Source organism: Moraxella ovis (genome assembly GCF_900453105.1).
Taxonomy (GTDB): Bacteria; Pseudomonadota; Gammaproteobacteria; order Pseudomonadales; family Moraxellaceae; genus Moraxella; species Moraxella ovis.
Map to the genome: position 1 here is coordinate 629,227 of NZ_UGPW01000001.1, position 24,539 is coordinate 653,765.

The window sequence follows — 24,539 nt, forward strand, 5'->3', positions numbered from 1 at the left end:
GGTTTGACTATCATATTTGGTTTTTTTCGGTTACAATAGGTCTATTTGAAGCAATACATAGGACATCATATGGCGTGGCCACCAAATCCTCATAAAAATCAAACTCCAACTCAACAAGAGCTCATCAATGCATCAAATGCCCCACAGCCAAACTCGCCTGAATGGCGACTCATCGAAAAAACGATGATGGCGAGTATTGATGAGCAGCGTCGCGCACGTCGTTGGAGTATTTTCTTTAAATTGCTAACGTTCGCCTATGTGGTGTTCTTTGTGCTTATGCTGGGTCGAGGCTGTGCACCAACCCAAACCAAAGGTGCCCCACTGGGCATCAGTGAGCCACATTTGGCCGTGGTGGATGTGCGCGGTGCGATTACGGCTGATGGCGAGACGAGCGCACACCACATTAATAGCGCATTGACAGAGGCATTCGAGAACACGCATGCCAAGGCGGTTGCACTTGCCATCAACTCGCCAGGTGGTTCGCCCGTGCAGTCTGATGAGGTGTGGCAGATGGCGATGGATCTAAAACAAGAGTATCCCGATAAAAAACTTTATGCGGTGATTGGTGACACAGGCGCATCAGGTGCGTATTACATCGCATCGGCAGCGGATGAGATTTGGGTGAATCCATCAAGCTTGGTAGGCTCAATTGGTGTCATCATGTCAAGCTACAACATCGAGCAGCTACTTGACAAGATGGGTGTGCAAGACCATACCATGACCGCAGGCGAGTATAAGGACATTCTGTCCATGTCGCGCCCGATGAATGAAGCTGAGCGTGCGCATGTCCAAAAGCTGCTTGACACCACTCATCAAAACTTCATCGATGCAGTCAAGAAAGGTCGCGGCGACAAACTAAAAAATGCCGAGCAAAATCAAATCTTTACAGGGCTGTTCTGGACAGGAAAAGAGTCTGTTGAGCTGGGATTGGCTGATAAGATTGGCGGCATGTCGCAATTGGAAAAAGAACTTAAGCTAGAACAGGTGAATTATAGCTATGTTGATCCTGTGAAGCAGTTCTTTGATCGCTTTGGCGTACAGATGGGTAAAGGTCTGGGGCAGGGCGTTAAGATTGCCATGAGTGACGAGGTGAAACCAAGCCTAAAATAATGTCAAACAAATAAAAAACACACCTAGGTCTTAGGTGTGTTTTTTATTGGGATTAATTATCTAAATCGCAGCTTTTGTTAACATCTGCCAAGGCTTCATCGATGATTTTTTGGCTGACGCCTTTTTTGCGAAGCTTTTCGATGAATAGCACGTCATCAGATAGGTTGTAGTTGCAGTTATCTCGGTCTAGACCTTGACGAATATAAAGGCGAATCAGTCCTTGAATTCTATTAAAGCCATGCGCTCCAGCGGTGTCTTCAAGATGCGAGATAATCTCTTCAGATAAGCGCAGATGGATGGGACGCATGATGACTTCAGGATGATTGGAAAATTTGTTTTTGATTTTTGGGGAAATCATGGTTGCTACCTTGCCAAAATTTAAAGAGTATTGTAACACAGAAGTGGTAGAAAAATAAAACAAAAGTTGTAGAAAAATTAAGTGATTTTTATGATTGTGTTAAGTATATAACTTTGATTTTTATGAATTTTTATAAAAAAATACGCACCGATGTGGTGCGTATTTTGGGTTTTAGTATTAGTGACGGAAGTGGCGCATGCCTGTGAACACCATGGCGATGCCGTGTTCGTTGGCAGCGGCGATGGTCTCGTCGTCACGCATAGAGCCACCAGGTTGGATGATGCATTTGATGCCAGCGGCGGCGGCATTGTCAATGCCATCGCGGAATGGGAAGAAGGCATCTGATGCCATGACAGCACCTTCAACCACCAGACCTGCGTGTTCTGCCTTAATTGCAGCGATACGTGCAGAGTTCACACGGCTCATCTGACCTGCGCCGATGCCGATGGTTTGGCGATTCTTCGCATATACGATGGCGTTAGATTTAACGTATTTGGCAACTTTCCAAGCAAAGATCAGATCGTCAAGCTCAGCTTCGGTCGGTGCGCGCTCAGTCACGACGCGAAGATCGTTCTTAGTGATCATGCCTAGGTCTTGGTCTTGAACCAACAGACCACCATTAACGCGCTTATAGTCTAGCTGCGTGGCGCGCTCTTCTGGGTTAGGTAGATCGCCGCAGACCAGTACGCGAACGTTCTTCTTCGTGCCCGTTACTTCTAGCACACCATCTTCGATGCTTGGTGCGATGATGACTTCAACGAATTGACGCTCAACAATGGCACGTGCTGTCTCAACATCAAGCGGGCGGTTAAAGGCAATGATGCCGCCAAATGCTGATTCTGGGTCGGTGGCATAAGCCAAGTTGTATGCATCCAAGATGCCATCTGGTGAAACTGACACACCGCAAGGGTTGGCGTGTTTAACGATCACACAGGCAGGTTTGGCGAATGATTTTACACATTCTAAAGCAGCATCGGTGTCAGCGATGTTGTTATAAGACAGCTCTTTGCCTTGTAATTGGCGAGCGGTTGCAACCGAGGCTTCTTGTGCGCCATGCTCCACATAGAATGCGGCTTTTTGGTGTGGGTTTTCGCCATAACGCAGGTCTTGTGATTTGGCAAGCTGTACGTTAAAGGTGCGAGCAAAATCAGTCATTCGGGTGGAGTCTTCGCTTGGTGCTGTAGCGGCATCGTTTAGACGTGCGCCAAAGAATGAAGCGATCATGCCGTCATAATGCGCGGTATGTTCAAAGGCCTTTACCGCCAAATCAAAGCGCGTGGCATAGCTGATGTCGCCTGCGGTTTGGATTTCGTTCAGTACGCGTGCATAGTCTGCTGGGTTGGTGATGATGCCAACGTGTGCATGGTTCTTAGCGGCAGAGCGCACCATGGCAGGGCCGCCGATGTCGATGTTCTCGATGGCGTCAGACATTTTTACGTCAGACTTAGCCACGGTGGCTGCGAATGGATATAGGTTCACCGCGACGATGTCAATACGATCGATGCCGTGTTCGCTCATGATGTCATCATCGATGCCGCGACGGCCTAGGATGCCACCGTGGATTTTTGGGTGTAGGGTTTTGACGCGGCCGTCCATCATCTCGCTAAAGCCTGTGTGCGCCGAGACTTCGGTCGCTGCCACGCCAGATTCTGTTAATAGCTTAAATGTACCACCAGTTGATAAAATTCCAAAACCTGAATCTACCAAGCCTTTGGCAAATTCAACAATACCCGCCTTGTCCGAAACTGATAATAAGGCAAAACGCTTAACACTCATAATACCCCCAATGCGCATGACTGCGACTGTATGAACAATAAATAAAATATAAGCCAAATGTACAAAAGAGCGACTCCATGATGACATGAAGCGCTCTTGTCAAAAGCCGTTGCCATGATAGCAGTTTTGGCGTTTTTTATAAAGGGGTGGAGGAGAGTTTTGTGCGGAATTTTACCATTATTGCAGGCGAAATTGTGCAGATTGGCTAATTACAGCAGTCCGTGTGTTTTTAATTTGCTGCGCAGGGTGCCGCGGTTTAGACCAAGTAGCTTGGTGGTTTTTGATTGGTTGCCGCGAGTGTTGAGCGTCGCGATCAATAGCGGACGTTCAAGCTCGGCCAAGAATACTTGATCAAGAATACTTGATAGATGTCATTGACGTCCTTGTCAGCGGTGGCTAGATACTGCTCGACCGCTTGCTCAATGTGCGTCGATAGTGGGATGGGACTAATGTTTCGGTCAATCATGGGAATCTTGAAATATAAAATCAAATCTAAACTGAATAAATGAATTTTTCGACCACAAATCGCAATTAAAAACAAGTCTAAATGTTTAAATGTTGCGCAAATATTAACAAAAACTTGCTGAAATTGGTAACGGTTTTATGTTATGCAGTGTAATAAAAATGTAATTGTATAATGATTAAAAAATATACAACTTAATTTGATGGAATAAATAAATCTTATGAAAGATAATGACTTATCACTGTGTTGGATGAATTTTGAACAAAAGTGAATATTTGCAAAACGATACAAATAATTCATAAAAAATCGGCTTTTAATCAATAAGATCAAAAGCCGATATGTATCAAATGGTCAAAAGGCGATTATTTCTTGATGCCTGACAGGCGATGCCAGTGGTGATCGTCTTTGTTATCATAGTGATAAGCGGCACCTAATTCAAAATAAGGCGCATAGGCATCGATGACGCTTTGGGTTTGGTTCTCAATCAGTCCTGCCAGTACGATCGAGCCACCGTCTTTTAATAGGGTGCTAAATAGCGGCGCAAATTCGATGAGTGGCTTGGCTAGGATGTTCGCTGTGATGGTATCAGCTGTGAGGTCATGCGCGCGTTGATATTCGCTAAACTCTTCGGGCAAGAAGACTTTTAGGCGGTCGGATACGTTGTTTAGAGCGGCGTTTTGGCGTGTCGCGAGAATGGCCTGCGGGTCGATATCCACTGCCAATACTTCTTTTGCGCCCAGTAGTAATGCTGCCACGCCCAGCACGCCTGAACCACAGCCATAGTCAATGACGACTTTGTCTTTTAGATTTTGCGCTGACAGCCAGTCTAGACATAGGCGAGTCGTGGCGTGATAGCCTGTACCAAAGGCAAGACCTGGATCTAGAATCAGATTCGTCGCGGTAGGATCAGGCGCGTCTAGCCACTCAGGGATGATCCATAGATTGCCTTCGCATTTGACGGGCTTATAATGCGCCATCCATTCGCGGGACCAGTCTTTGTCATCAAGGCGCGTCGTCCAAAATCGGCTCGCGCTCACTTGTGCGGCGATGTCATTGGCAAGCGCCTCAAAATCCGTGCCATCGAATCGATCGTCTGAATTGGTGTCGTAGATGGCAGTCAAGATAACCTCGTCCCACAGCGGCTCCTCGCCAGGCAATGGCTCAAATAATGGCTCATCGCCCGCGTCTTCTAGAAGTATGGAAACCGCTTCGCTTTCATAGAATAAAGCCTCAGCGAATTCAACTTTATCTTTTGGGCATTGTAGATGTATGTGCTGCCACGACATAAAATAGCCTTATGTTATCAATTAGAAGAAACGCATTATAACAAATTTTATCGATCACTTAAAAACTTTTGAGTATTGAACAGCTGCATCGTTAGGTGCTATTGATAAAATGGCTCAGGTGTGGGCGATTCTTCGGTTTTAGGCGTGTAGAATTCTTCATCAGAAGGCATGGGCTCTTCGATGATATAATCATTCTCGACGTAGTCTTCTTCCATGCTCACCAGCTCATCACCCAGTGCGTCGATGCGCTCTTGCAGGGTGACATTGTAGCGTATGTTCGCAGCGCAGGTTCCGTATTCTTGTGGCATGAATTCAAGAATCACCGGCGCCCATATCGCTCCTTGGCAGCCTTGGTGGGACAGCAGTCCTGTGCCGTTATCCAGCCACGTCCATTCGATATCTGCAGGCAGTGGCAGCTCAACAGGCGTGTGATTAAGCGGCTGCATGAATGCTCGCCAAATGGGCAGTGCGCCCGAGCTTCCGGTAAGCCCGATGGGTTTATTGTCATCACGTCCAATCCAGACCACGGACACATAGTTGCCGCTATAACCTGCAAACCAAGCATCGCGCCCATCATTCGTCGTGCCGGTCTTGCCTGCTAGATTAAGGGAAGAATTAAAGTTACCTGCGCGTGCCGTACCATGAGTGAAGACTTTTTGCATGGCGTAATTGGTCAGATAGGTTGCCTTGGGTGATAGGCGAATCTGAGCTTGGCTTTCACTGTTTTGAAGGACTTTTCCTTTATCGTCAATCACGCTTTTGATGGTATGAATGGGCGCGCTGACTCCGCTATTGGCGAAAGTCTGATAGATGCTAAGAACTTGCATGGGTGACATATCTACCGCGCCCAACAGCACTGAAGGGTAGTTAGGAATCTGATCGCTGACACCCAGCATCTGCAGCTGACGATAAAAAATCGGCAAACCAAACTCCATGCCAACATTGACCGCAGCTTGGTTGTAGGACTGAGCCAATGCGGTGGTGAGTGGTGTCGCGCCATGTGAGACGCCGCTGTAGTTCTTGGGTGTCCAAGTCTGATTGCCGATGGTATAAGTCAGCGGGCTGTCATCAACGCTACTGGCTAGATTGTAATGACCTGATTGTAGGGCAGTGAGATAGATGATGGGCTTTAGGAGTGAGCCGACTTGTCGCTTGGCATCGATGGCGCGGTTGAATCCTGTAAAATCAGCACTACTACCAACAATGGCAACCACCTCGCCCGTAGCAGGGTTGGCGCTAATGAGCGCACCTTGTAGATTGGATTTTTTGTTATTTTTGATGGCGTTATCGGCGGCACGTTGGGCGAGAGGATCTAGGGTTGAGATGATTCTCAGGCCACGGTTTTGTAAGTCTTCTTCTCTATAATAAGCCTTCAATTCGCGCTGAATCGCATCAAAAAAATCAGGAAAGCGGCTCTTGGCGATGGTTGGGGTCTTGACCACGTCGAGTGGTTTTTGGGTGGCGTTGTCGTATTCTTCTTGGCTGATTTTGCCTGTGATGAGCATGTTGTGCAGCACGGTGTTACGACGGTCTTTGGCACGTTCTGGGTGCTTTCGTGGATTGTAGTAGCTTGAGCCTTTGGCGATGCCGACCAATAGCGCGTATTGATCAAGACGAAGCTCTGCCAAGGGTTTATTAAAATAAAACTGCGATGCAATGCCAAAGCCATTCACCGAGCGATTGCCATTTTGGCCAAGGTTGATCTCGTTTAGATAAGCGAGCAGGATCTCATCTTTGTCATAGTGCAGCTCAAGAAGTAGCGCCATTAGGGCTTCATTGGCTTTACGTTTTAGGGTGCGATCAGAATTTAGGTAGAAATTTTTGATCAGCTGCTGTGTGATCGTTGAGCCGCCTTGGCGCGTACCGCCTGTGACATTAGAGAGTAGGGCGCGCGCAGTACCACGCACGGACACGCCGTGATGCTCATAAAAGTTACGATCTTCGGTGGCGATGAGTGCATTCACCAGATGCTTTGGCACATTGTCCTTGGTGAGTAGAATGCGATCTTCATTATTCTCAGGATAGATGCCGCCGACATTCACTGGCTCTAAGCGCAGCGCTGTTCGCTGGGTGGGCTGGCTGGTCTGCAGGCGGGCGATTTTACCATCGGAGAACAGCACCTTGATGGTCTGCTTGGGTTCGACATCGCCATCACCATAATTAAAGCCACGCGTATAGATGGTGTAGGTGTTGCCTGATTTTTGGTAGCTGCCTTGGGTGTTTTTGCCTTGGCTATAATTAAGGAGTTTTAGCCATGATTCTAGATCGCCTGCTTTGACAGGTGCGTTCGGATATAGCTCTAGCGGGCGTGAATAGACGGTGGCAGGGATGTCCCAGCGGCGATTTTCAAATTTATTGATGATGGTGTTATTTAGATAAAACGCATATAAACCCAACAAAATCATCGCCGCAACAATGATGATAAGCAGGATAAAACCAATGATTGAGCCTTGTTGTTGTTTTGGGGATTGGCCTGTAAATTGATCAAAGGACTTCGTCATAAATTGACCTTACAAATAAATTATCAACATACTAGCGATTTGCGATGAAATTATCAAGGGGCTTGTATGATTTGATGTGCTTGTTGGTTTCGGGTTTGTAGAATTTTTGATAAGTGTTTCAATTTTATGGTAATAATGCAAATAAGTTTATGGAAAATTGATGAAAAAACACCGTGAGTATTGTCATCGTGTTGCTGGAAAATTTCTCAATCAACGCGCCTGATGACACATGAAAGTGGTATAATAACGCGTTTATGCCAAATTAAAAAAAGTGTTTGATTATGAATACTGCTGCCGATACGAAGATGGATGAGATTGAGCAATCACTCATTTTGCCGTCAGAAGGGGCGTGCTTTCATTGTGGGGAGGTGCTGCCAAAAGAGCCATTTTATACCGTGATTTTTGATAAATCGCGTCCGATGTGCTGCCTAGGCTGCAAGCTTGCTTCGCAAAGTATCGTAGAGTCTGGACTTGAGCAGTATTACTTAGATCGCAGGGAGATCAGTCCGACCGCAAGCCTGCCTGATGCGATGAATTTTGATGCGTATAATCATGACGACATCAAGGCGCAATTCGTCTATCAAGAAGATGGCGGCAGCACGGCAGAATTATCTGTGGCCAACCTACGCTGCTCGGCGTGCACGTGGCTTATTGAGACGCGTCTAAGAGCAATCGATGGTGTGCGTGCGTGCCAAGTGAACCTCACTCAGCAAAGAATGCGTGTAAACTGGGATGAAAATCAGTGCGATATCGGTGAGATTCTACAGGCGGTGCATTCGGTGGGCTATAATGCCAAGCCATATCGCCAAGATACGCATGAGGCGATGATGAAGCGCCAAAGCAAGCAAATGCTCATCCGTCTTGCCATCGCTGCGCTTGGTGCGATGCAGGCGATGATGTTCTCGATTGGCATGTATTTTGGCGAATATAGTGGTATTTTGACTGAACATCGAGATTTCTTGCGCTATGTGGCGATGTTTGTGACCATTCCTGTGATGTTCTATGCAGGCGTGCCGTTCTTCACGTCGGCTTATAATGCCATCAAGGCGCGTCAGGTGAGCATGGATGTGCCTGTATCGATCGCGCTGATTGCCACCTTTGGCGCCAGCGTTTATGCGACATTAACAGGTACGGGTGAGGCGTATTTTGATTCGGTGTCGATGTTTATCTTTTTCTTATTGGCGGGACGCTACATTGAACAAAATGCCCGCCTAAAAGCATCAAACATGGCATCAGATCTGGTGGTGATCGAGCCGATTTTGGTACAAAAAATCGCCCACGATGCGTCATTGGTAACAAGTTTATCTGCTGATAATAAAGCAAGCATCATCCAATCATGGTGGCAAAATCACCACCATCTAGATAACATCCTAGAGCGGAACGTAGATGATGAGGATAAGATTCTGGCACAGTCTGTCAAGGTGGGCGACATCATTCGCATCGATGCAGGCAGCCAGATCGTCGCTGATGGTATCTTGTTATCACAAAGCGCCACGGTGTCGCAGAGTCTATTGACCGGTGAGAGCGATCTTATCGTCAAGCATCAAGGCGATGTGGTGGTTGGTGGTGCTCAGAATGACAGCCAGCCGTTCGTCATGCTCGTCACCAAGGAGATTGATAACAGTCAAATCGCGCTCATTGATCGACTCATGAACCGCGCCATGAGCGAAAAGCCCAAAATCGCCCAAGATGCTGATAAGATGGCGCGCTGGTTCGTGGCACGTGTGCTGGTCTTGTCATGCCTTGTGTTCTTGGTGTGGTGGTTTGTGGATAAGAGCGAGTCGCTGTGGGCGACGGTAGCGGTGCTGGTGGCGACTTGCCCGTGTGCTCTTAGCCTTGCCACGCCGATTGCACTTACTGTAGCGACCAATCGCTTGGCGGGATTTGGATTCCTAGCGACGCGCGGACACACCATTCAGACTTTATCGGAAGTGTCTTATGCTTGTTTTGATAAGACGGGTACACTGACGCTGGGTCAGGCTAATCTGCTGGATACAGTGAGTGTGATTGATAAGACAGAAGCCCTAAAAATCTCTGCCGCGCTTGAGATTGGCTCAAAGCACCCTGTGGCGTGTGCGCTACTCACTGCTGCTCATGGACTTCATCTGCCTAAGGTAAAAGACAGCACACACCACACGGCGGGCGGTGTGGAAGGCTGGATAGATGGGGTGGCTTATCGTATCGGACATCAAAAATTCGTCCTACCAACAGGCGTACTGGCTGATGAGCTGCATGAGAATCTACCTGCGCATCAGGCGAACATGTCGGTATTATTGTCAAGTCAGGTTAATGGGGAGTGGCAGGTGGTGGCACGGTTTTATTTTAATGATGCGATTCGCCAAGATGCTCGCGCGATGATTGATGAATTAAAATCACAAAACATCACACCAATCATGCTAACCGGCGACCCAAATCCAAATGCATCAGAAGTGGCTAAGCAGCTGGGCATCAAGCAGGCGTATTTTGGTCTGACGCCAGAGGGCAAAGTCAAGCGCATCAAAGACCTACAGGCGGCAGGTCATGCCGTGCTCATGGTGGGCGATGGGATTAATGATGCGCCTGTACTGGCGGCGGCGAATGTCTCGACAGCGATGGCAGGCGCGGCCGATCTGGCGCAGGTATCTGCTGACAGTGTGCTATTGGGTGGGCGGCTCATGCCACTGGCGCAAGCGACCAGACTGTCCACCAAGACCCAAAAAATCATCCGCCAAAACTTACGCTGGGCACTAATCTATAATAGCTCGGTGCTTATTCCTGCTGCCTTAGGCTATGTACCGCCTTGGTTGGCAGCGATTGGCATGAGCTTATCAAGCTTGCTCGTTGTGGTGAACGCCATGCGCCTAAAACGTTGATCGGTTGGTTAATTAATTATAAGTATAAAAATATCGCACCAATTGAGTGCGATATTTTTATTGGTAAGTTTCATTAGTTAATCAGTCGTCTTGTAGATAGCCGATTAAGCGCAGGAATTCGATGTACATCCATACTAGGGTTGATAGAATACCGATGCTATACACCCATTCAAATTCACGAGCCACGCCGTGTTGGATGCCTTTATCCACATTATCAAAATCAAGCAATAAGCTAAACGACGCAATGATTACCACAAAGACACTAAAGCCAATCGCAACCATGCCACCATCGAACAATAGGGGCAGGCTTGAGCCGAACAGTCTAAAGCCGAGCTGTACAAGGTATAGGATACCAATGGCGATGATCGCAGACGTTAGGATCGAGCGGAATTTCTCAGTAACTTTCACGATGCCTGTGCTGTACAGGGTTAGCATCACGGCTGCGGTGATGAAAGTGGCTGATAGCGCTGACAGCGGTACGCTAGGGTATCTTAGGAACATGATGGTGCTAAACGCCCCAAGCAGCACACCTTCACACAGTGCATATGGCACCGCTAAGCTCTTAGCAAGGTGAGGCTTAAATGCTGATACCAAGCCCAAGCCCATGCCTGCAAACAGGCCCACCAAGGCAAGCGGATATAGCATGCTAACCGAGATACCGCCCATCAGAGCATAGAAGAACACACCAAAGCCTGAGACGGCAGCCAATGCCAATAAGAACGCGCTTTTTTTGACGACGCCGCCAACAGTCATCGGGACACTACCAACCGCAAGCTCGGTGCGACTGACGATAGGGTTTGCCATAATTTTTCCTTAATAAAAAATAAAAATCTTTCACTGATTATAAGGCAGATTTTAGAAAAATCAAGCATTAATCAATGGCTTATCGTTCATACACTAAGCCATGAGCGCTGATAATATCTAAAAACTTAGGTTGTGTTGATGTGGGGTTTTTTGATATTATACGCTTTATTTTTGCATTGATTTTTATGTCAAATTTTGTGAATAATCACCCAAAGCGTCCCAAGTTCCAGCGCATTGGCTTGATGGGGCGTGCCGGCAAAAAAAGCGTGGTCGAAACCCTAAATGAGCTCATCGTTCTACTTGATGAGCGTGGTTTGTCCATCGTCATCGATACTGAGACCGCCGCGATCGAGGGGCTTGAGATCGATTTTGATAAGGTGGACGGTAATCAGTTTAAGATCGTTCCACGCCAAAAGATTGGCGAGCATTGTGATTTTGCCATCGTGGTTGGCGGTGATGGTTCGATGCTGCAGGCGGCGAGCGTGCTGGCGGGTACTGATGTGCCTGTGCTGGGCGTGAACCGTGGGCGACTTGGATTCTTGGCGGACGTCAATCCAGAGGAGCTGACCGAGCGTGTCACGCAGGTGTTGGACGGAGATTATTGGCTGGCGGAACGGTTTTTATTGACATTTAAGATTGTGAATAATGATGCTGATGGCAAGCCGACCAACATGGTCATCCATGAAGATGTGGCATTAAATGACATCGTTCTGCACGCTGGTAAATCGGTGCATACCATTGATTTTCAATTAAAAATTAATGGCACAGACGTCTATCGTCAGCATGCCGATGGTCTGATCGTAGCGACACCGACAGGATCGACCGCTTATTCACTCTCGGCAGGCGGACCCATCATCCACCCGACCATTGATGCCATCTGTCTTGTGCCGATGCATCCGCATACGCTGTCCAGCCGTCCTCTGGTGGTGGCAGGTAGCAGCCAAATCGCCATCAACATCCACAAAGATAATCGCACACAGCCCATGGTGGGCGCAGATGGTAAGGCATCAGCACCACTCGATAACGATCAGACACTACTCATCGCCAAGCATGATAAGACCTTACTGCTGCTACATCCACCGAGCTATAGCTTCTATGAGGCGTGCCGCACCAAGCTAAACTGGAACCTATACACAGAAGAATTCGCCCTAAAGACCGAATAAAACACCCAAGAGATCAAAGATGAATAAAGAAGACATACTAAATAGTCTAAATCCTGAAATCGTCGCCAAGTTCCGCACCGCCATTGAGCTGGGCAAATGGGACAACGGCGTTCGTCTGACAGATGAGCAGCGCCAGACCTGCATGCAAGCGGTGATGATGTGGGAGCATGAATATCTACCGGTTGAAGAGCGTACAGGCTATATCGAGAAGCCAAAAGACGATAAAGGCAACACCGTTGGCGAAGAGTGTGATGTGGAGCATGAGCATCATTACCCTAATGCCGAGCGACCTGTGAAGTTTAAGAACTAGAAGATGTTTTGACTTTTAAAACCCCTGTTGACTACTTTTGTCAATAGGGGTTTTAAGCATTGCAAATCTAAAATAGTATATTCGAAACATTGGCGTTTTGACATGTGATTGGCAATTTTAATCCAGTTTCTATGATCAACTTAATAGCATTATTTGGTCAAGGTCTGGATAAGCGTTAAAACTGCCCTTTTCTGTTCATTAGTCAGTTTTTGCCAAGCTGCATCATAAGAGTTTTGTCGATAATCCACTTTCTTTATACAGTCTTCAAAAAAATAGTCAATTGGAGTTTGCAAAAGATTAGCAATTTCAACCAAATGAGCTACATTAATTTTGTTCACACCTCTTTCATATCTTGACAGTTGTTGTTGTGATACATCTAGTAGTTCTGCCATCTTTTCTGCAGACCATCCTTTTTCTTTGCGTTTTAATTGAATTCTTTTTCCGATTAATTTATCAATCTGAGTGCTGATAATTTGCGCCATCTTAAAACCAAGTTGATTTATAAAATAATCTATTTTTGTTCAAATTCACACTTGAAAGAAGAGTAGTAAAAGTTTAAAATATAAAATAATTACTCATCTATAGATTATTGGAGATTTTATGAGCGATTCTCGTAATGCATTTGGCGGTATTTTTGGTTTAGTATTTACCGCAGCATCTGTCATTTTGCCTATTTATGCAGCCATTGTTGATTTCGCACGCGATAAATTTTTATGGGCAGCTGTTGATATTACTGTTTTTCCAATAGGTATGATTCGCGGTCTAATGTACTTCTTTAATTAATTTTATGGCAAAATTTGTTTTGATATCTATAGTTCTTGCTTTATTGGCTGCGTGTAGTAAGTATGACAGAAATGATATGCTTCAAAAAGCCACATCTGATGACGAGATGAGAGAATTATTTGTTGAGCGTAATATAAAGGCTTGTCAGCAGGGTTTTTTGCTTAAGGAGGATGGCTGGATACAAAATTCTAAAAAGTCGTGTAATTGTCTCTTGAATTATGCTTCCTACTACATCGGTGGTGATGATATTCGACTTATGATTGCACCTACAGCACCTATCGGCGACTATGAAAAAGAGAGGTTGGGGAGATTGCTGTATGATTCTTTGAAATTTGGAGCTTCACAGTGCTTGGGAAGCCTTGATTGATGTTGAGCAAAGAGAATTAATGGCGTTTTATGAAAAAGATATTGGTTTTTATTTGTGCTTCAGTCATTTTATCAGCTTGTGGTGATATAAGCGGCGGTTTTGTTTCGTCTATTGATAAAGAAAAAAATACTGTGCATTTCTCCTCGGATGATGAATTTAGGAAAGTCTTTGAACAAGAATTAAAAAGAGATTGTTTAAATACTATCCAAAAAGAACATCTAGTAAATGGCATGACAGCTGAGTGGTTTTGCGACTGCTCAAATCTTTATTTTATGGATGGAATGGATAACTCGATGGCAAGAAAGATTTTTGAAGAGCCAGAGAAGGTGTCGGAGCAGGATAAAAATGATTTGGTTGAGAGAGGTAGAACGCTGCGTTTAATATCCACAAGTCTGTGTATGGGTGATTTTCATGATGGGGAACAGCCAGGATGGAAACGATAGCTCTATCCTATCTATCTACAAAGTTAAAACACTATTTCCTTGTCTATTTTTGTATTGCAAAACTTATTTTTTTAGTAGATTGATTGATCAATAGCTTATTCTTTTTTTGAATAAGCTATTTTTTTAATCGCCAGTTAATTTTTATATTAGTATTCTCCAAATCACAAACCCAATCGCCAATACATGAAATATTACGCCCACCCACCAAATCGGCACGGTCAGACCAATCGCGATAAATCCTAAAAATCCACCCAAGGCAATCCAGTCATGGCGTTTTTGATTCAAGAAATCAGCACGCAGCGCTTGGATCTCGCGCAGTTCTTTGTCTTGTCTTGCCCCCAGTGTTGCCATGGACTGCACGCCTTGCGTGATGAGCTTAGGCAGTTCGGTGGCGGAGAGCAGTAACTCGGGGCTTTTTTCTTTGATGTCGTTTAGATTTTTGACGGGGTCTAGTTGGTCTTTTACCCACGCGGTTAAGATTGGCTTGGCCAGAGACCAGATGTCTAGCGCAGGATACAGCTCACGCCCGAGCCCTTCGACATGAACCAAGGTCTTAAGCAGTAGCATCAGCTGCGGCGGTATGCTCATCTGATGACGGCGCGCGATGTTTAATATCTCAAATAAGATGCCAGCAAAGTCAAGCTCGCTCATGGGTTTGGACACCATGGGGCTGACCGTGCGCGCCATATCACGGATAAGTGCGTGCTTGTCAGCAGATGGCGGTATCCAGCCTGCTTGAGAGATGATATCTACTAGGGCGGTGTAGTTGCCATTCATGACTGACAGCAGCATGCGCGCGACAACCAGTTGATCATCGCGTGACAGCTCACCCATGATTGCACAGTCCAGCCCTAGGTAGCGCGGATTGGTGACGGCTTCACCATTGGGTAGGGTTTCGACAAAGATATTGCCAGGGTGCATGTCCGCGTGGAAGAAGTTATCGCGAAACACCTGCGTGAAGAATATCGTCAAGCCATTCTTGGCAAGTAACGAGCGATCATAGCCTAAGGCATCAAATTTATCCGTCTGAGAAATCGGCACGCCAAAAATTCGCTCCGAGACCATGACCGACTTATTCGCCATGTACGATTCTGGCACGTAGATCAGCGATGAGCCTGTGAAGTTGTTGCGCATGCGAGTGGCGTTGGCAGATTCTAGGGTGAGATCCAGCTCATTTAGCATGATCTGCCGGTAGTCCTCTACCACGCTGACAATATGCACGGCGCGCGCAGACTCTAATCGAGCGGACAGCCAATTTGCCATTTCGCGCAGCAGCTCGAAGTCTTGAATGATGACAGGCTTGATGTCAGGGCGAACGACCTTTACGACCACTTCACGACCGTCGTGGAGGCTGGCGGTGTGTACTTGAGCGATACTGGCGGCGGCGAGTGGCTTATTATCAAACCGAGCGAATAGCTCATCGACAGGCTTGCCAAGCCCTGTCTTAGGGTTTTGGATTTCGGATTTTAGGATGTCCACATCGAAGGGTGCGACTTTATCCTGTAATAGTGATAACTGCGCGATGATGTTTGGCGGCAGTAGGTCGGATCGTGTGGAGAGCAGCTGCCCTAATTTTAAGAAAAGCGTACCCATCTCTTCAAAGGCGAGCTTGATGCCCATGGGGTGATGCGATTTGCCTAGGCTTGCAGGATGCAGGCGAATCAGACGTGCCAATGGCGCAAGCTCTGGCATGTCATCGATGGGCAGATGCATGTCTAGGCGATATTTAGCAGCGATGCGATATAGCGAAAGTAGGCGTTTACGATGAGAGATGAGCATGGTTATGATTGGTTTTGTAGGGCGGTTAGGCGAGCTTGTTCGCGTTCGATGTCACTTTGTAGGCGCAGCAGTTCTTGCTTTTTTTGGCTGATGGCATCGTCCAGCGCGCTGTCCTGAGCTGGGGTGATTGCACCTGTGATGATGGTCTTTAGAGAGTCGAGCACGGGCGAGATAATCGGGGACATCTCTTGGGTGAGCATGTAGGCATAGCTTGCACCGCTTTTGCCGATTAGGTTTTCTAATTGGGCGAATGCATCGGGGCTAAAATCATCGCTTAGGGCTTTGATTTGCATGAGCACCTTATGATCGCCCTTAATGGGAAGGTTGCCCGATGGGTTCTGCATGAGTGCCAGTAGCTCTCTTGGACTGGTAGTATGCAGCGTGCAGTCAGGTTCTGTGATGATACCGCCTTGGGGTTCAAAGAGGCTTTGGCTGACAGGCTCAAACCTCACATGATCATCACAAAACAGCACATCAACGGACAGCGATGGATTGGCAATGATCACGCGAAATGTCTTGCCAGACAGACCATTAAGATGTGAAATGGCGATGGGATCCGTGCCAAGCGCACCATTGATGATGCGCTCAACAAGCCCAAGAGCGAGCACGCTAATCATCGGCGTGCCTTAAACCCACGATGCACCGCCACGATGCCGCCAGTTAGGTTGTGGTAGTCGCAGTTTACAAATCCTGCTTTTTCCATCATGCCTTTTAAGGTGGTTTGGTCGGGGTGCATACGGATGGACTCTGCTAGATATTGATAGCTTTCAGCATCGCCGGCGACGATCTTGCCCATCACAGGCAGGGCGGTGAATGAATAAAGATCGTAAGCCTTTGATAGTGGCTTAAAGACAGGTTTGCTAAATTCAAGCACAAGCAGTCGTCCACCTGGTTTTAGGACGCGGTGCATCGCTTCAAGGGCTTTTTGTTTGTCGGTGACGTTGCGCAGACCGAAGCTGATGGTCACCAGATCAAATGAATTGTCCTCGAAAGGTTCTAGCGTCTCAGCATTCGCCAAAACGAAATCAACGTTATTGCAACCTGCATTAATCAGGCGAGTACGACCGATCTCAAGCATCGCTTCGTTGATGTCAGACAGCACCACGCGACCTGAGCGACCCACTTCACGGCTAAACACTTTGGCAAGATCGCCTGTACCGCCCGCGATGTCAAGCACGCGCTGACCTGAACGCACGCCAGTTAGGCTGATGGCATAACGCTTCCATAGTCTGTGAATACCAAAGCTCATGAGGTCGTTCATGATGTCGTATTTTGAGGCGACAGAGGTGAAGACCTCGGCGACTTTACTTTGTTTTTCTCGGGCATCCACGGTCTGATAACCAAAATGCGTCGTCTCGCCCACGTTCTCAGAATAAGCGCGCTGCGTCGGATTGTCCGCATTGGCAGGGCTTTGCATTGCTGACTGTCCTTGTGGCGTGCCAGTAGGCAAAATATTAGGATTGGTAAATTCGTTTGACTTGTTATCTTGGCTCATGGCTTTTTCCAATTTTTATGAATTAAATATGACTAAAAAATCCCTATCATAATACTATAAATAGGGATTTTTTCATACCATAAATTGCCATTTTAGATGGATGATTTTACACGCAGGTTAATAAACCTTGCCATCCTGATGAATGCGCTCAATCGTGGCCAACTCATTTTGGGTAAATGGCACGGTAAAATCATCAATCTTTTTGATGCTTTTGATGGCGATCAGCCCATCATAAATGAAGTCATACAAAGGCTGATAGCCGTGATGATAGGCGGTGGATTTCGCCAAAGAAAACGCTTTTTGTAATAAAAATGAATTAAATTGCTTGTATGATAGCTCGCACACCTCTTTGATGGCGTGAATCTGTGCGATGCGTGCGTCTTTTGCGTTAACGGCTTGATAGACTTCAACCATCAGCGCATCGGTAATGCCGTCTTGATGGAATGATTGTAGATATGTATCATTTCGTTGGATGGCTTTGGCAAGCACAAGATCAAGCTCCACCGCCAGAACCGCCGCCTTGACACCTAGGATGCCTGTGGCGAGCGTGTTTTGTGGAATGAGCTTTTCTAGGCGACCCGAGCCATTTAGGGCATTATTGCCCGCGGTGAGAAGCTGCTTGGCAAGTATGTCAAAATCCTTATCGCTATAGATGCGATCGATCAGATAATGAGCAAGTGGCGCAGTTTTATTGTTATCAAACAGTGGTTTATTGGTTCGATGAATGCGTGATTTTTGCCATGTCTGAACTTCATTTAGAATGTGTTTAAGATTGGCATCACTGTGGTGTGGTAGGGCTTGATAGCCATTTAGGGTATCGACCAAAGATTGAATGTGCGACATGTACTCACCGATAAAAGCGTCTATAATTTTAAGCCTATGTTGGGGTGGTATATCAAAATTCAATCGTAATACTGTTCTGGTTAAAAACACAAAATAATAACATCTGACACGAATATGACAAAATTTAGCCAAATTGGCGATGATATGTTAAAATTGTCATAAAACTGTCATATTTGATTCTTACAATGTCGCATTCGTGTTTTTCAGGCAGTTTTAAACTAACAATCAAATCGTCTTGGCGGATTTATGGTAAATTCAGCGAAACAAAGCACACCCATGCTGGCAAATATTTTCTTTGCGGTATTGCTTGCAGGGATGTGCGTTTATTTTGTGATGTGGGGGTTGGAGTATACCTTGCATCAACAAGTGCTGCTATTTATGGTAGCAAGCTTTTTTGGTATTTTCATGGCGTTTAACATCGGTGGTAATGACGTGGCGAATTCGTTCGGTACGTCTGTCGGTGCAGGCACATTGACCGTCACCCAAGCACTTGCGGTGGCGGCTATTTTTGAGGTGTCGGGTGCGGTACTGGCTGGTGCTGCGGTAACTGACACCATCCGAAGTGGTATCGTGGACATCGGCAAGCTGGGCGTATCGCCAAATCAGTTCATCTATCTCATGCTGTCAGCACTGGCAGCGGCGGCTTTTTGGTTACTTTTCGCCACCAAAAAAGGCTTGCCAGTATCGACCACACACGCCATCATTGGAGGTATCGTTGGTTCATCCATCGTGCTTGGTATTAGCTTGGGTGGTTCAGAGTTTGCGTTCTCGACCGTTAAATGGTCAAAAATCGGCGAAATCGCCATTTCTTGGGTAGTGTCACCTGTGCTTGGCGGTCTGCTGTCTTATATCCTATATGGTCTTATCAAGCGCAATATCTTGGCGTATAACGACAAAGTAGAAGTGCGTGTCAAGTCATTAAAAGCTCGCAAAAAAGCCCTAAAACGCGAACAAAAAGAGCATTTTGAGGCGTTAAATGATGATGAGAAGCTGCCTTATACCACCGCGCTGCTGCGTGACCAAGAAGCCTTCAACGAAGGCGAATGCCAGCATGACGAGCTAGAGACGGAATATTATCGCTTATTGCACGACATTGAGAACGAGCGCAGCAATCTAGATACCCTTAAAGCCCTAAAAACTTGGGTGCCTTTAATCGCGGCGCTTGGCGCGGTCATCATGACAGCGATGGTGGTATTCAAGGGTCTAAAGAACACGGGTCTAAACCTATCAACGCTGCACGCAAGCCTTGTGATGGGCATGATTGGTGCGATGGTGTGGCTAACTGCCTTCATCTATACCAAGACCATTCGCGGTAAGCATAAAGAAGACCTAGGCAAGGCGACATTCATCATGTTCAGCTGGATGCAGGTATTTACCGCGTGTGCTTTTGCTTTCTCGCATGGTTCGAACGACATCGCGAACGCGGTCGGTCCTTTCGTTGCCATCCTAGATGTCATCAAAGAAAACGCCATCGCAGCCAAGGCATCAGTTCCTGCGCCTGTCATGCTGACCTTTGGTGTCTCGCTCATCGTAGGTCTGTGGTTCATCGGTAAAGAAGTCATCCAAACTGTCGGCACGAATCTAACCGAGATGCATCCTGCATCAGGTTTTGCTGCAGAGCTAGCAGCAGCAGCGGTCGTGATGGGTGCATCTAGCTTGGGTATTCCTGTATCTAGTACGCACATTCTGGTGGGTGCGGTATTGGGTATTGGTATTGTTAATAAGAACACCAACTGGAAGCTCATGAAGCCGATTGGACTTGCTTGGGTCATCACATTGCCAGCGGCAGCATGTATTAGTGCGCTGTTCTTTGTGGTGCTGTCTAATGTGATGTAAGTACACATCAGCCCTCAAGCGACTTGTTATGATGATCATGGCAAGTCGTTTTATTACAAAGCCATCAACCAAAGCAAATTAAAAATAAAAATGATCTGCGCATGATGGGATAAATTTGATATACTCATGCCAAATTTATCGACTTGTATTATGGCTAACGGAGTGATCATGAGTGACCATATCGAACCGACATTAGAGCAGCGCCGTATTATCTATCAGGCGCGCCGCGGTCTAAAGGAACTTGATTATTATATTGACCCTTATGTCAAAGAGCATTATCTAAGCGCGTCTGACGATGAGCAGGCGGCATTTGTGCGTTTATTGGAGCATGAGGATCCTGATTTGTTGTTGTTTTTCTTGGGTCAAGAACGTCCGGATGATGAGGGTGTGGCGCGTCTGATTGAGCGCATGAAACAGCTAAAATATGCTAACTAAAACTCCCAATTTCTCCAAAAACATCCTAAACTTAGACATCGTAATCCATCAAAGTCGCCTAAGATTTATCCCTTGGGCGGCATTTGTGATTGCAGTGATGCTCATCTCTTGGCAGGCGTTATTGGTGGGGCAATGTGTGCTGTTACTTGCCATTATCAGTGTGCTCTCGTGGATTTATGTAGGGCGTATTAAGATCGTATGGATGGGCTGTACGCATACTGATGGCCTGTGGCAGCTTAGTGTTGGCCGAGGTATCGGGCGAGGTGTAAGGCGACAGCTATGGCAGGCATATCTACTATCCAGTCAGCGGGCGATCGGTATGAATGGGGCGGTGGTATTAAAATTCTATGTGATTGAACCTAGAAAGCGATACTTTGAGGTAATGATTCATCGGCGTGATGTGGCAGATGCTGATTATCGTAAGCTATTGGGTCTTTGTGCTTTATCATCTAAGCTGATGGCAAATTAATAATAAGTGCATAAAAAATTACACAACAACCACACTTTTATGATTTGATTTTGATAAGATGATGGTGAGTTTCTCGGTAAGTTAAACAATGCTTGGTAAGTTAAACAATGCTTGTTGTTTCACATTACAATAATGTATCAAGATTTAATCACTAAGGATAATCCATGAGCTTACTTCAATCTATCGTAACCCAAGTCGTTCAAAATGCCGTACAAGGCGACCAAAGATCACAGCAGCAGGACGGTCTAGGTGATCTATTGGGTGGACTGGCTGGCAATCAAAATTCTAACGCAGGTCTTGGCGGTGTTCTAGGTCAAGTTCTAGGCAGTCAAGGCAGTTCACAAGCTGGGCTTGGTGGGCTGCTAAGGGGTCTATTGGGTGGTGGCGCACAAAGCCGTCAAGCTAGCCCAACCGATCTTGGTAACATCCTAGGCGGTGTTCTAGGCAGCCAATCACAAGCACAAAGCCGTCAAGGTGGCTTTAACAAATCAACATTGCTACTGGCTTTATTGCCTGTCGTGCTTGCCTACATCCAAAAAAATGGCGGTCTGTCAGGCGTCCTTGCCAAATTCCAAGGCAACGGTCTAGGCAACAAAGCTCAGTCTTGGACGAGCATTGATGTAGACAATGACGGTATCGATGCTGATGATGTGGCTCGTCTGTTCGGCAGTCAAGAGATTAACGAAGTTGCCCAAAAGACAGGCGCAAGCGAATTAGAGGTGCGCCAAGGCATTGCAAGATTGCTACCACAGGTTTTGAACGATCTTACGCCACACGGCAGTGTCGAGGCTGACGAGAGTGAGGCAAATGCTGAGATCGATCAGATTCTATCACAGCTTCGTGGTAAGTTCTAATCATTATTCATAAAGCCATCTATCATAGATGGCTTTATTTTTACTTGTATTCATGGTGATTTTCCATGGTTATATCATAAATCTCTGATAAAAAACTACTCAATAATCGTTCTAGCTTGTGATTTATTTGCTATAATAAATCCAATTGATAAGCCCAAAAGCCAATCAGTACGCATTTCCTAGGAAGGGCGGGTTGATGAGTTTTTGGGTTTTTTGTTTGATGGTTTTTAAAAACAGTGAAATCCTTAAATTTTTTAAGGATGTGTAGCGTGTGATGAAGTATTATCCATAATTTTATAAATTGCCACTCATTGCTGTCATATAGAGCCATAATAATATAATAATTAACGCAAAAATGCTAAGAGAGTGATTATGCCATTTAAGCCCATTCCTGCACTGATCGCGGTGCTTTGTACACTCATTATTTGGTTTGTGATTCCTGTGCCAGCAGGTGTAACGCCTGATGCGTGGCATCTGTTGGCATTATTCATCGGAACGATCGCAGCGATCATCGGTAAGGCGCTGCCCATCGGTGCAATCGCCATCATCGCGATGACGTTGGTTGCGATCACTGGGGTGACGGCTGACACACCGAAGCAGGCGATGAGTGACGCGCTATCAAGCCTATCAAGTTCACTGATTTGGCTAATTGGTATTGCCATCATGATCTCTCGCGGCCTGATTAAGACAGGTCTAGGGTCGCGGATTGCTTATAATTTTATTGCAATATTTGGCAAAAAAACCATTGGCATTGGTTATTCACTGGCGCTGGCTGAGCTGCTTATCTCGCCGATTACACCATCCAATACCGCGCGTGGTGGTGCGATTATCCACCCGATCATGCGCTCAATCGCTGACAGCTTCGGGTCGCGTGCAGAGGATGGTACTCAGAATCGCATTGGTAAATACCTTGCGCTAGTAAATTATCATTCAAACCCAATCACATCAGCGATGTTCATCACGGCGACCGCGCCGAACCCGCTCGTGGTTGATCTCATCGCTGATGTGACAGGTGCGCAGATCTCGCTGTCTTGGACGACTTGGTCGGTGGCGATGTTCTTACCGGGTATGGCGTGTATCTTGCTGATGCCGCTTGTCATGTATGTATTGGCCAAGCCAGAGCTGACAGAGACGCCTGATGCCAAGACCTTCGCCAAAGAGCACCTTGCCAAGCTTGGTAAAGTCACCAAAAATGAGAAAATCATGCTTGCGGTATTTACAGGTATGCTGTTATTGTGGGCGGATATTCCCGCGATGATCTTTGGTGATGCGCTTAGTTTTGATGCGACGGCGGTGGCTTTCTTGGGGCTGAGCGCGTTGATCTTGACAGGTGTGCTCACTTGGGATGATATCCTAAAAGAAAAATCTGCTTGGGATACCATCGTGTGGTTCGCGGCGTTGATCATGATGGCGACTTATCTGAGTAAGCTTGGTCTGATTTCTTGGTTCTCGGGTGCGATTCAGTCGATGGTGGCTCAGATGGGTGTAGGCTCAATCGGCGCCATGGCGATTTTGACATTGGTGTATCTATATTCTCATTACTTTTTTGCCAGTACCACAGCGCACATCACGGCGATGTTTGCAGCATTCTATACCGTTGGTATTGCCTTGGGTGCGCCGCCGATGCTATTTGCCTTGATATTGGCCGCATCAAGTAGCCTCATGATGACATTAACCCATTATGCCACAGGCACCGCGCCAGTGATCTTCGGTTCGGGCTATGTGACGCTGGGAGAGTGGTGGAAAGTTGGCTTTGTGATGAGTGTGGTTAATTTGGTGGTCTGGATTGCCGTGGGATTGGTATGGTGGAAAGTACTGGGCTATTACTAATCCAAATCTTCGCGCAATTCTTCCAAAAAACGGTTCAGCTTTGAACCGTTTTTTGTTATGATGATTTTTTTGTATATATAAGGGTGAACGATGGCGAATTTGGCGCTATTTGACTTAGACATGACGATGCTGAATGTGGACAGTGATCACAGTTGGGGGCAGTTTATCGTGGAGCGTGGTTTGGTGGATGCAGGCGTGTATGCTGATGCTAACGATAAATTTTACCAAGATTACATCAATGGCACGCTTGATGCGGTGGAATATAATGAGTTTGTGGCGGATTTTTTGAGCACACAAAGCATGGATGAACTACAAGCATATCGCCAGGAATATCTGGACACTTGGATCATTCCGAATATGCGCCCAAAGGCACTTGAACAAATCAAACACCATAAGAATCAGGGGGATACCGTGGTAGTCATCAGCGCGACCAATGACTTCGTGGTAAAACCAATCGCCAATCTATTCGGGGTGGATGATGCGCACACGATGGCTACAGCACTTGAGATTAAGGATAATCGCTACACGGGCAAGGTTGCGGGCCGTCCTAATTTCAAGGAAGGCAAACTGTACCATCTAGGCGAATTTATCAAGCGTTGCCAAGACAGTAATATCGCCTTTGATAAGACCATCGCCTATTCTGATTCAAAAAATGACCTGCCGCTACTCAACTTTGCTGATGAAGCGGTGTGCATCACCCCTGATGATATCCTAAGACGAGAGGCTGAGGCGAGAGGGTGGCGCATTGAGGATTGGTCGTTTTAATGAGTTTGTAGCTGTTT

The 24,539-nt window shown here is 46.5% G+C and carries 23 protein-coding genes and 1 pseudogene; 13 read left to right on the forward strand and 11 right to left on the reverse strand.

What is annotated here, in order from left to right:
- Positions 1-69 precede the first annotated feature (69 nt).
- On the forward strand, positions 70-1,110 hold the full coding sequence (gene sppA / locus DYD54_RS03205) for a signal peptide peptidase SppA (protein ID WP_063513722.1): 1,041 nt from the start codon (positions 70-72) through the stop codon (positions 1,108-1,110).
- Between the two features lie 52 nt (positions 1,111-1,162).
- On the opposite strand, the gene DYD54_RS03210 is transcribed toward sppA, so the two are convergent.
- The 5 genes and pseudogenes from DYD54_RS03210 to mrcB form a co-directional block, all read right to left on the reverse strand.
- Entirely contained in the window at positions 1,163-1,468 is a 306-nt protein-coding gene (locus tag DYD54_RS03210) for a hypothetical protein (RefSeq protein WP_036366064.1), read from the reverse strand.
- Between the two features lie 177 nt (positions 1,469-1,645).
- Positions 1,646-3,244 (reverse strand): bifunctional phosphoribosylaminoimidazolecarboxamide formyltransferase/IMP cyclohydrolase, encoded by a 1,599-nt coding sequence (gene purH, locus DYD54_RS03215; protein ID WP_063513723.1) that lies wholly within the window; start codon positions 3,242-3,244, stop codon positions 1,646-1,648.
- A 209-nt stretch (positions 3,245-3,453) separates the two neighbouring features.
- Positions 3,454-3,710 (reverse strand): annotated as a pseudogene (locus DYD54_RS11720) (helix-turn-helix domain-containing protein).
- 359 nt (positions 3,711-4,069) lie between these two features.
- The gene (gene prmA / locus DYD54_RS03225; protein ID WP_063513724.1) at positions 4,070-4,993 is read right to left on the reverse strand and encodes a 50S ribosomal protein L11 methyltransferase; all 924 of its coding nucleotides are present in this window, start codon (positions 4,991-4,993) and stop codon (positions 4,070-4,072) included.
- Between the two features lie 98 nt (positions 4,994-5,091).
- Complete coding sequence (mrcB, locus tag DYD54_RS03230; protein ID WP_063513725.1) at positions 5,092-7,494, reverse strand: penicillin-binding protein 1B; 2,403 nt, start codon at positions 7,492-7,494, stop codon at positions 5,092-5,094.
- A 281-nt stretch (positions 7,495-7,775) separates the two neighbouring features.
- Between mrcB and DYD54_RS03235 the strand changes: the two genes are divergently transcribed.
- A complete protein-coding gene (locus DYD54_RS03235) occupies positions 7,776-10,346 on the forward strand; it encodes a heavy metal translocating P-type ATPase (RefSeq protein ID WP_063513726.1) in 2,571 nt (856 codons plus the stop codon).
- Positions 10,347-10,427: 81 nt separating this feature from the next.
- Here DYD54_RS03235 and DYD54_RS03240 read toward each other — a convergent pair whose 3' ends face one another.
- Complete coding sequence (locus DYD54_RS03240) at positions 10,428-11,150, reverse strand: Bax inhibitor-1/YccA family protein (protein WP_063513727.1); 723 nt, start codon at positions 11,148-11,150, stop codon at positions 10,428-10,430.
- Positions 11,151-11,335: 185 nt separating this feature from the next.
- Here DYD54_RS03240 and DYD54_RS03245 point away from each other — a divergent pair, with 185 nt between their 5' ends.
- Together DYD54_RS03245 and DYD54_RS03250 are read left to right on the forward strand one after the other, a co-directional pair.
- Positions 11,336-12,313, forward strand: a complete 978-nt coding sequence (locus DYD54_RS03245) for an NAD(+) kinase (RefSeq protein WP_063514945.1) — start codon at positions 11,336-11,338, stop codon at positions 12,311-12,313.
- A gap of 19 nt (positions 12,314-12,332) precedes the next feature.
- Positions 12,333-12,623 carry a YeaC family protein gene (locus tag DYD54_RS03250; protein ID WP_063513728.1) on the forward strand — a complete coding sequence of 97 codons (291 nt, stop codon included), beginning with the start codon at positions 12,333-12,335 and terminating at the stop codon, positions 12,621-12,623.
- A 149-nt stretch (positions 12,624-12,772) separates the two neighbouring features.
- Here the strand turns inward: DYD54_RS03250 and DYD54_RS03255 are convergent, their stop codons facing one another.
- Positions 12,773-13,105 (reverse strand): helix-turn-helix domain-containing protein, encoded by a 333-nt coding sequence (locus DYD54_RS03255; RefSeq protein WP_063513729.1) that lies wholly within the window; start codon positions 13,103-13,105, stop codon positions 12,773-12,775.
- Positions 13,106-13,223: 118 nt separating this feature from the next.
- Here DYD54_RS03255 and DYD54_RS03260 point away from each other — a divergent pair, with 118 nt between their 5' ends.
- The 3 genes from DYD54_RS03260 to DYD54_RS03270 are packed head-to-tail and all read left to right on the forward strand — an operon-like array spanning position 13,224 to position 14,216.
- A complete protein-coding gene (locus tag DYD54_RS03260) occupies positions 13,224-13,406 on the forward strand; it encodes a hypothetical protein (RefSeq protein ID WP_063513730.1) in 183 nt (60 codons plus the stop codon).
- Positions 13,407-13,410: 4 nt separating this feature from the next.
- Positions 13,411-13,773 carry a hypothetical protein gene (locus DYD54_RS03265; RefSeq protein ID WP_063513731.1) on the forward strand — a complete coding sequence of 121 codons (363 nt, stop codon included), beginning with the start codon at positions 13,411-13,413 and terminating at the stop codon, positions 13,771-13,773.
- Between the two features lie 29 nt (positions 13,774-13,802).
- Positions 13,803-14,216, forward strand: a complete 414-nt coding sequence (locus DYD54_RS03270; protein WP_063513732.1) for a hypothetical protein — start codon at positions 13,803-13,805, stop codon at positions 14,214-14,216.
- 141 nt (positions 14,217-14,357) lie between these two features.
- Here the strand turns inward: DYD54_RS03270 and DYD54_RS03275 are convergent, their stop codons facing one another.
- The 4 genes from DYD54_RS03275 to DYD54_RS03290 all read right to left on the reverse strand — a co-directional run bounded on the left by DYD54_RS03275 (position 14,358) and on the right by DYD54_RS03290 (position 18,333).
- Positions 14,358-15,995 (reverse strand): ABC1 kinase family protein, encoded by a 1,638-nt coding sequence (locus tag DYD54_RS03275; protein WP_063513733.1) that lies wholly within the window; start codon positions 15,993-15,995, stop codon positions 14,358-14,360.
- 2 nt (positions 15,996-15,997) lie between these two features.
- Positions 15,998-16,612, reverse strand: a complete 615-nt coding sequence (locus DYD54_RS03280; RefSeq protein ID WP_063513734.1) for an SCP2 sterol-binding domain-containing protein — start codon at positions 16,610-16,612, stop codon at positions 15,998-16,000.
- Positions 16,609-17,490: a bifunctional demethylmenaquinone methyltransferase/2-methoxy-6-polyprenyl-1,4-benzoquinol methylase UbiE gene (gene ubiE / locus DYD54_RS03285; protein WP_063513735.1), complete on the reverse strand. Its 882-nt coding sequence runs from the start codon at positions 17,488-17,490 to the stop codon at positions 16,609-16,611. The genes DYD54_RS03280 and ubiE overlap by 4 nt, the downstream gene beginning before the upstream one ends.
- Positions 17,491-17,607: 117 nt before the next feature.
- A complete protein-coding gene (locus DYD54_RS03290) occupies positions 17,608-18,333 on the reverse strand; it encodes an FFLEELY motif protein (protein WP_063513736.1) in 726 nt (241 codons plus the stop codon).
- A 246-nt stretch (positions 18,334-18,579) separates the two neighbouring features.
- On the opposite strand from DYD54_RS03290, the gene DYD54_RS03295 reads away from it, so the two are divergent.
- From DYD54_RS03295 to DYD54_RS03325, 6 genes are all read left to right on the forward strand, one after another.
- On the forward strand, positions 18,580-20,169 hold the full coding sequence (locus DYD54_RS03295; protein WP_063513737.1) for an inorganic phosphate transporter: 1,590 nt from the start codon (positions 18,580-18,582) through the stop codon (positions 20,167-20,169).
- 168 nt (positions 20,170-20,337) lie between these two features.
- Positions 20,338-20,604 (forward strand): FAD assembly factor SdhE, encoded by a 267-nt coding sequence (locus DYD54_RS03300; protein ID WP_036366093.1) that lies wholly within the window; start codon positions 20,338-20,340, stop codon positions 20,602-20,604.
- Complete coding sequence (locus DYD54_RS03305; protein ID WP_063513738.1) at positions 20,594-21,073, forward strand: hypothetical protein; 480 nt, start codon at positions 20,594-20,596, stop codon at positions 21,071-21,073. The genes DYD54_RS03300 and DYD54_RS03305 overlap by 11 nt, the downstream gene beginning before the upstream one ends.
- A 164-nt stretch (positions 21,074-21,237) precedes the next feature.
- Positions 21,238-21,927 (forward strand): YidB family protein, encoded by a 690-nt coding sequence (locus tag DYD54_RS03310; RefSeq protein ID WP_063513739.1) that lies wholly within the window; start codon positions 21,238-21,240, stop codon positions 21,925-21,927.
- A 372-nt stretch (positions 21,928-22,299) separates the two neighbouring features.
- On the forward strand, positions 22,300-23,757 hold the full coding sequence (locus DYD54_RS03320; protein WP_063513741.1) for a DASS family sodium-coupled anion symporter: 1,458 nt from the start codon (positions 22,300-22,302) through the stop codon (positions 23,755-23,757).
- 90 nt (positions 23,758-23,847) lie between these two features.
- Positions 23,848-24,522, forward strand: coding sequence for an HAD family hydrolase (locus DYD54_RS03325; protein WP_063513742.1), 675 nt, complete (start codon positions 23,848-23,850; stop codon positions 24,520-24,522).
- The last annotated feature ends 17 nt before the right edge of the window (positions 24,523-24,539 follow it).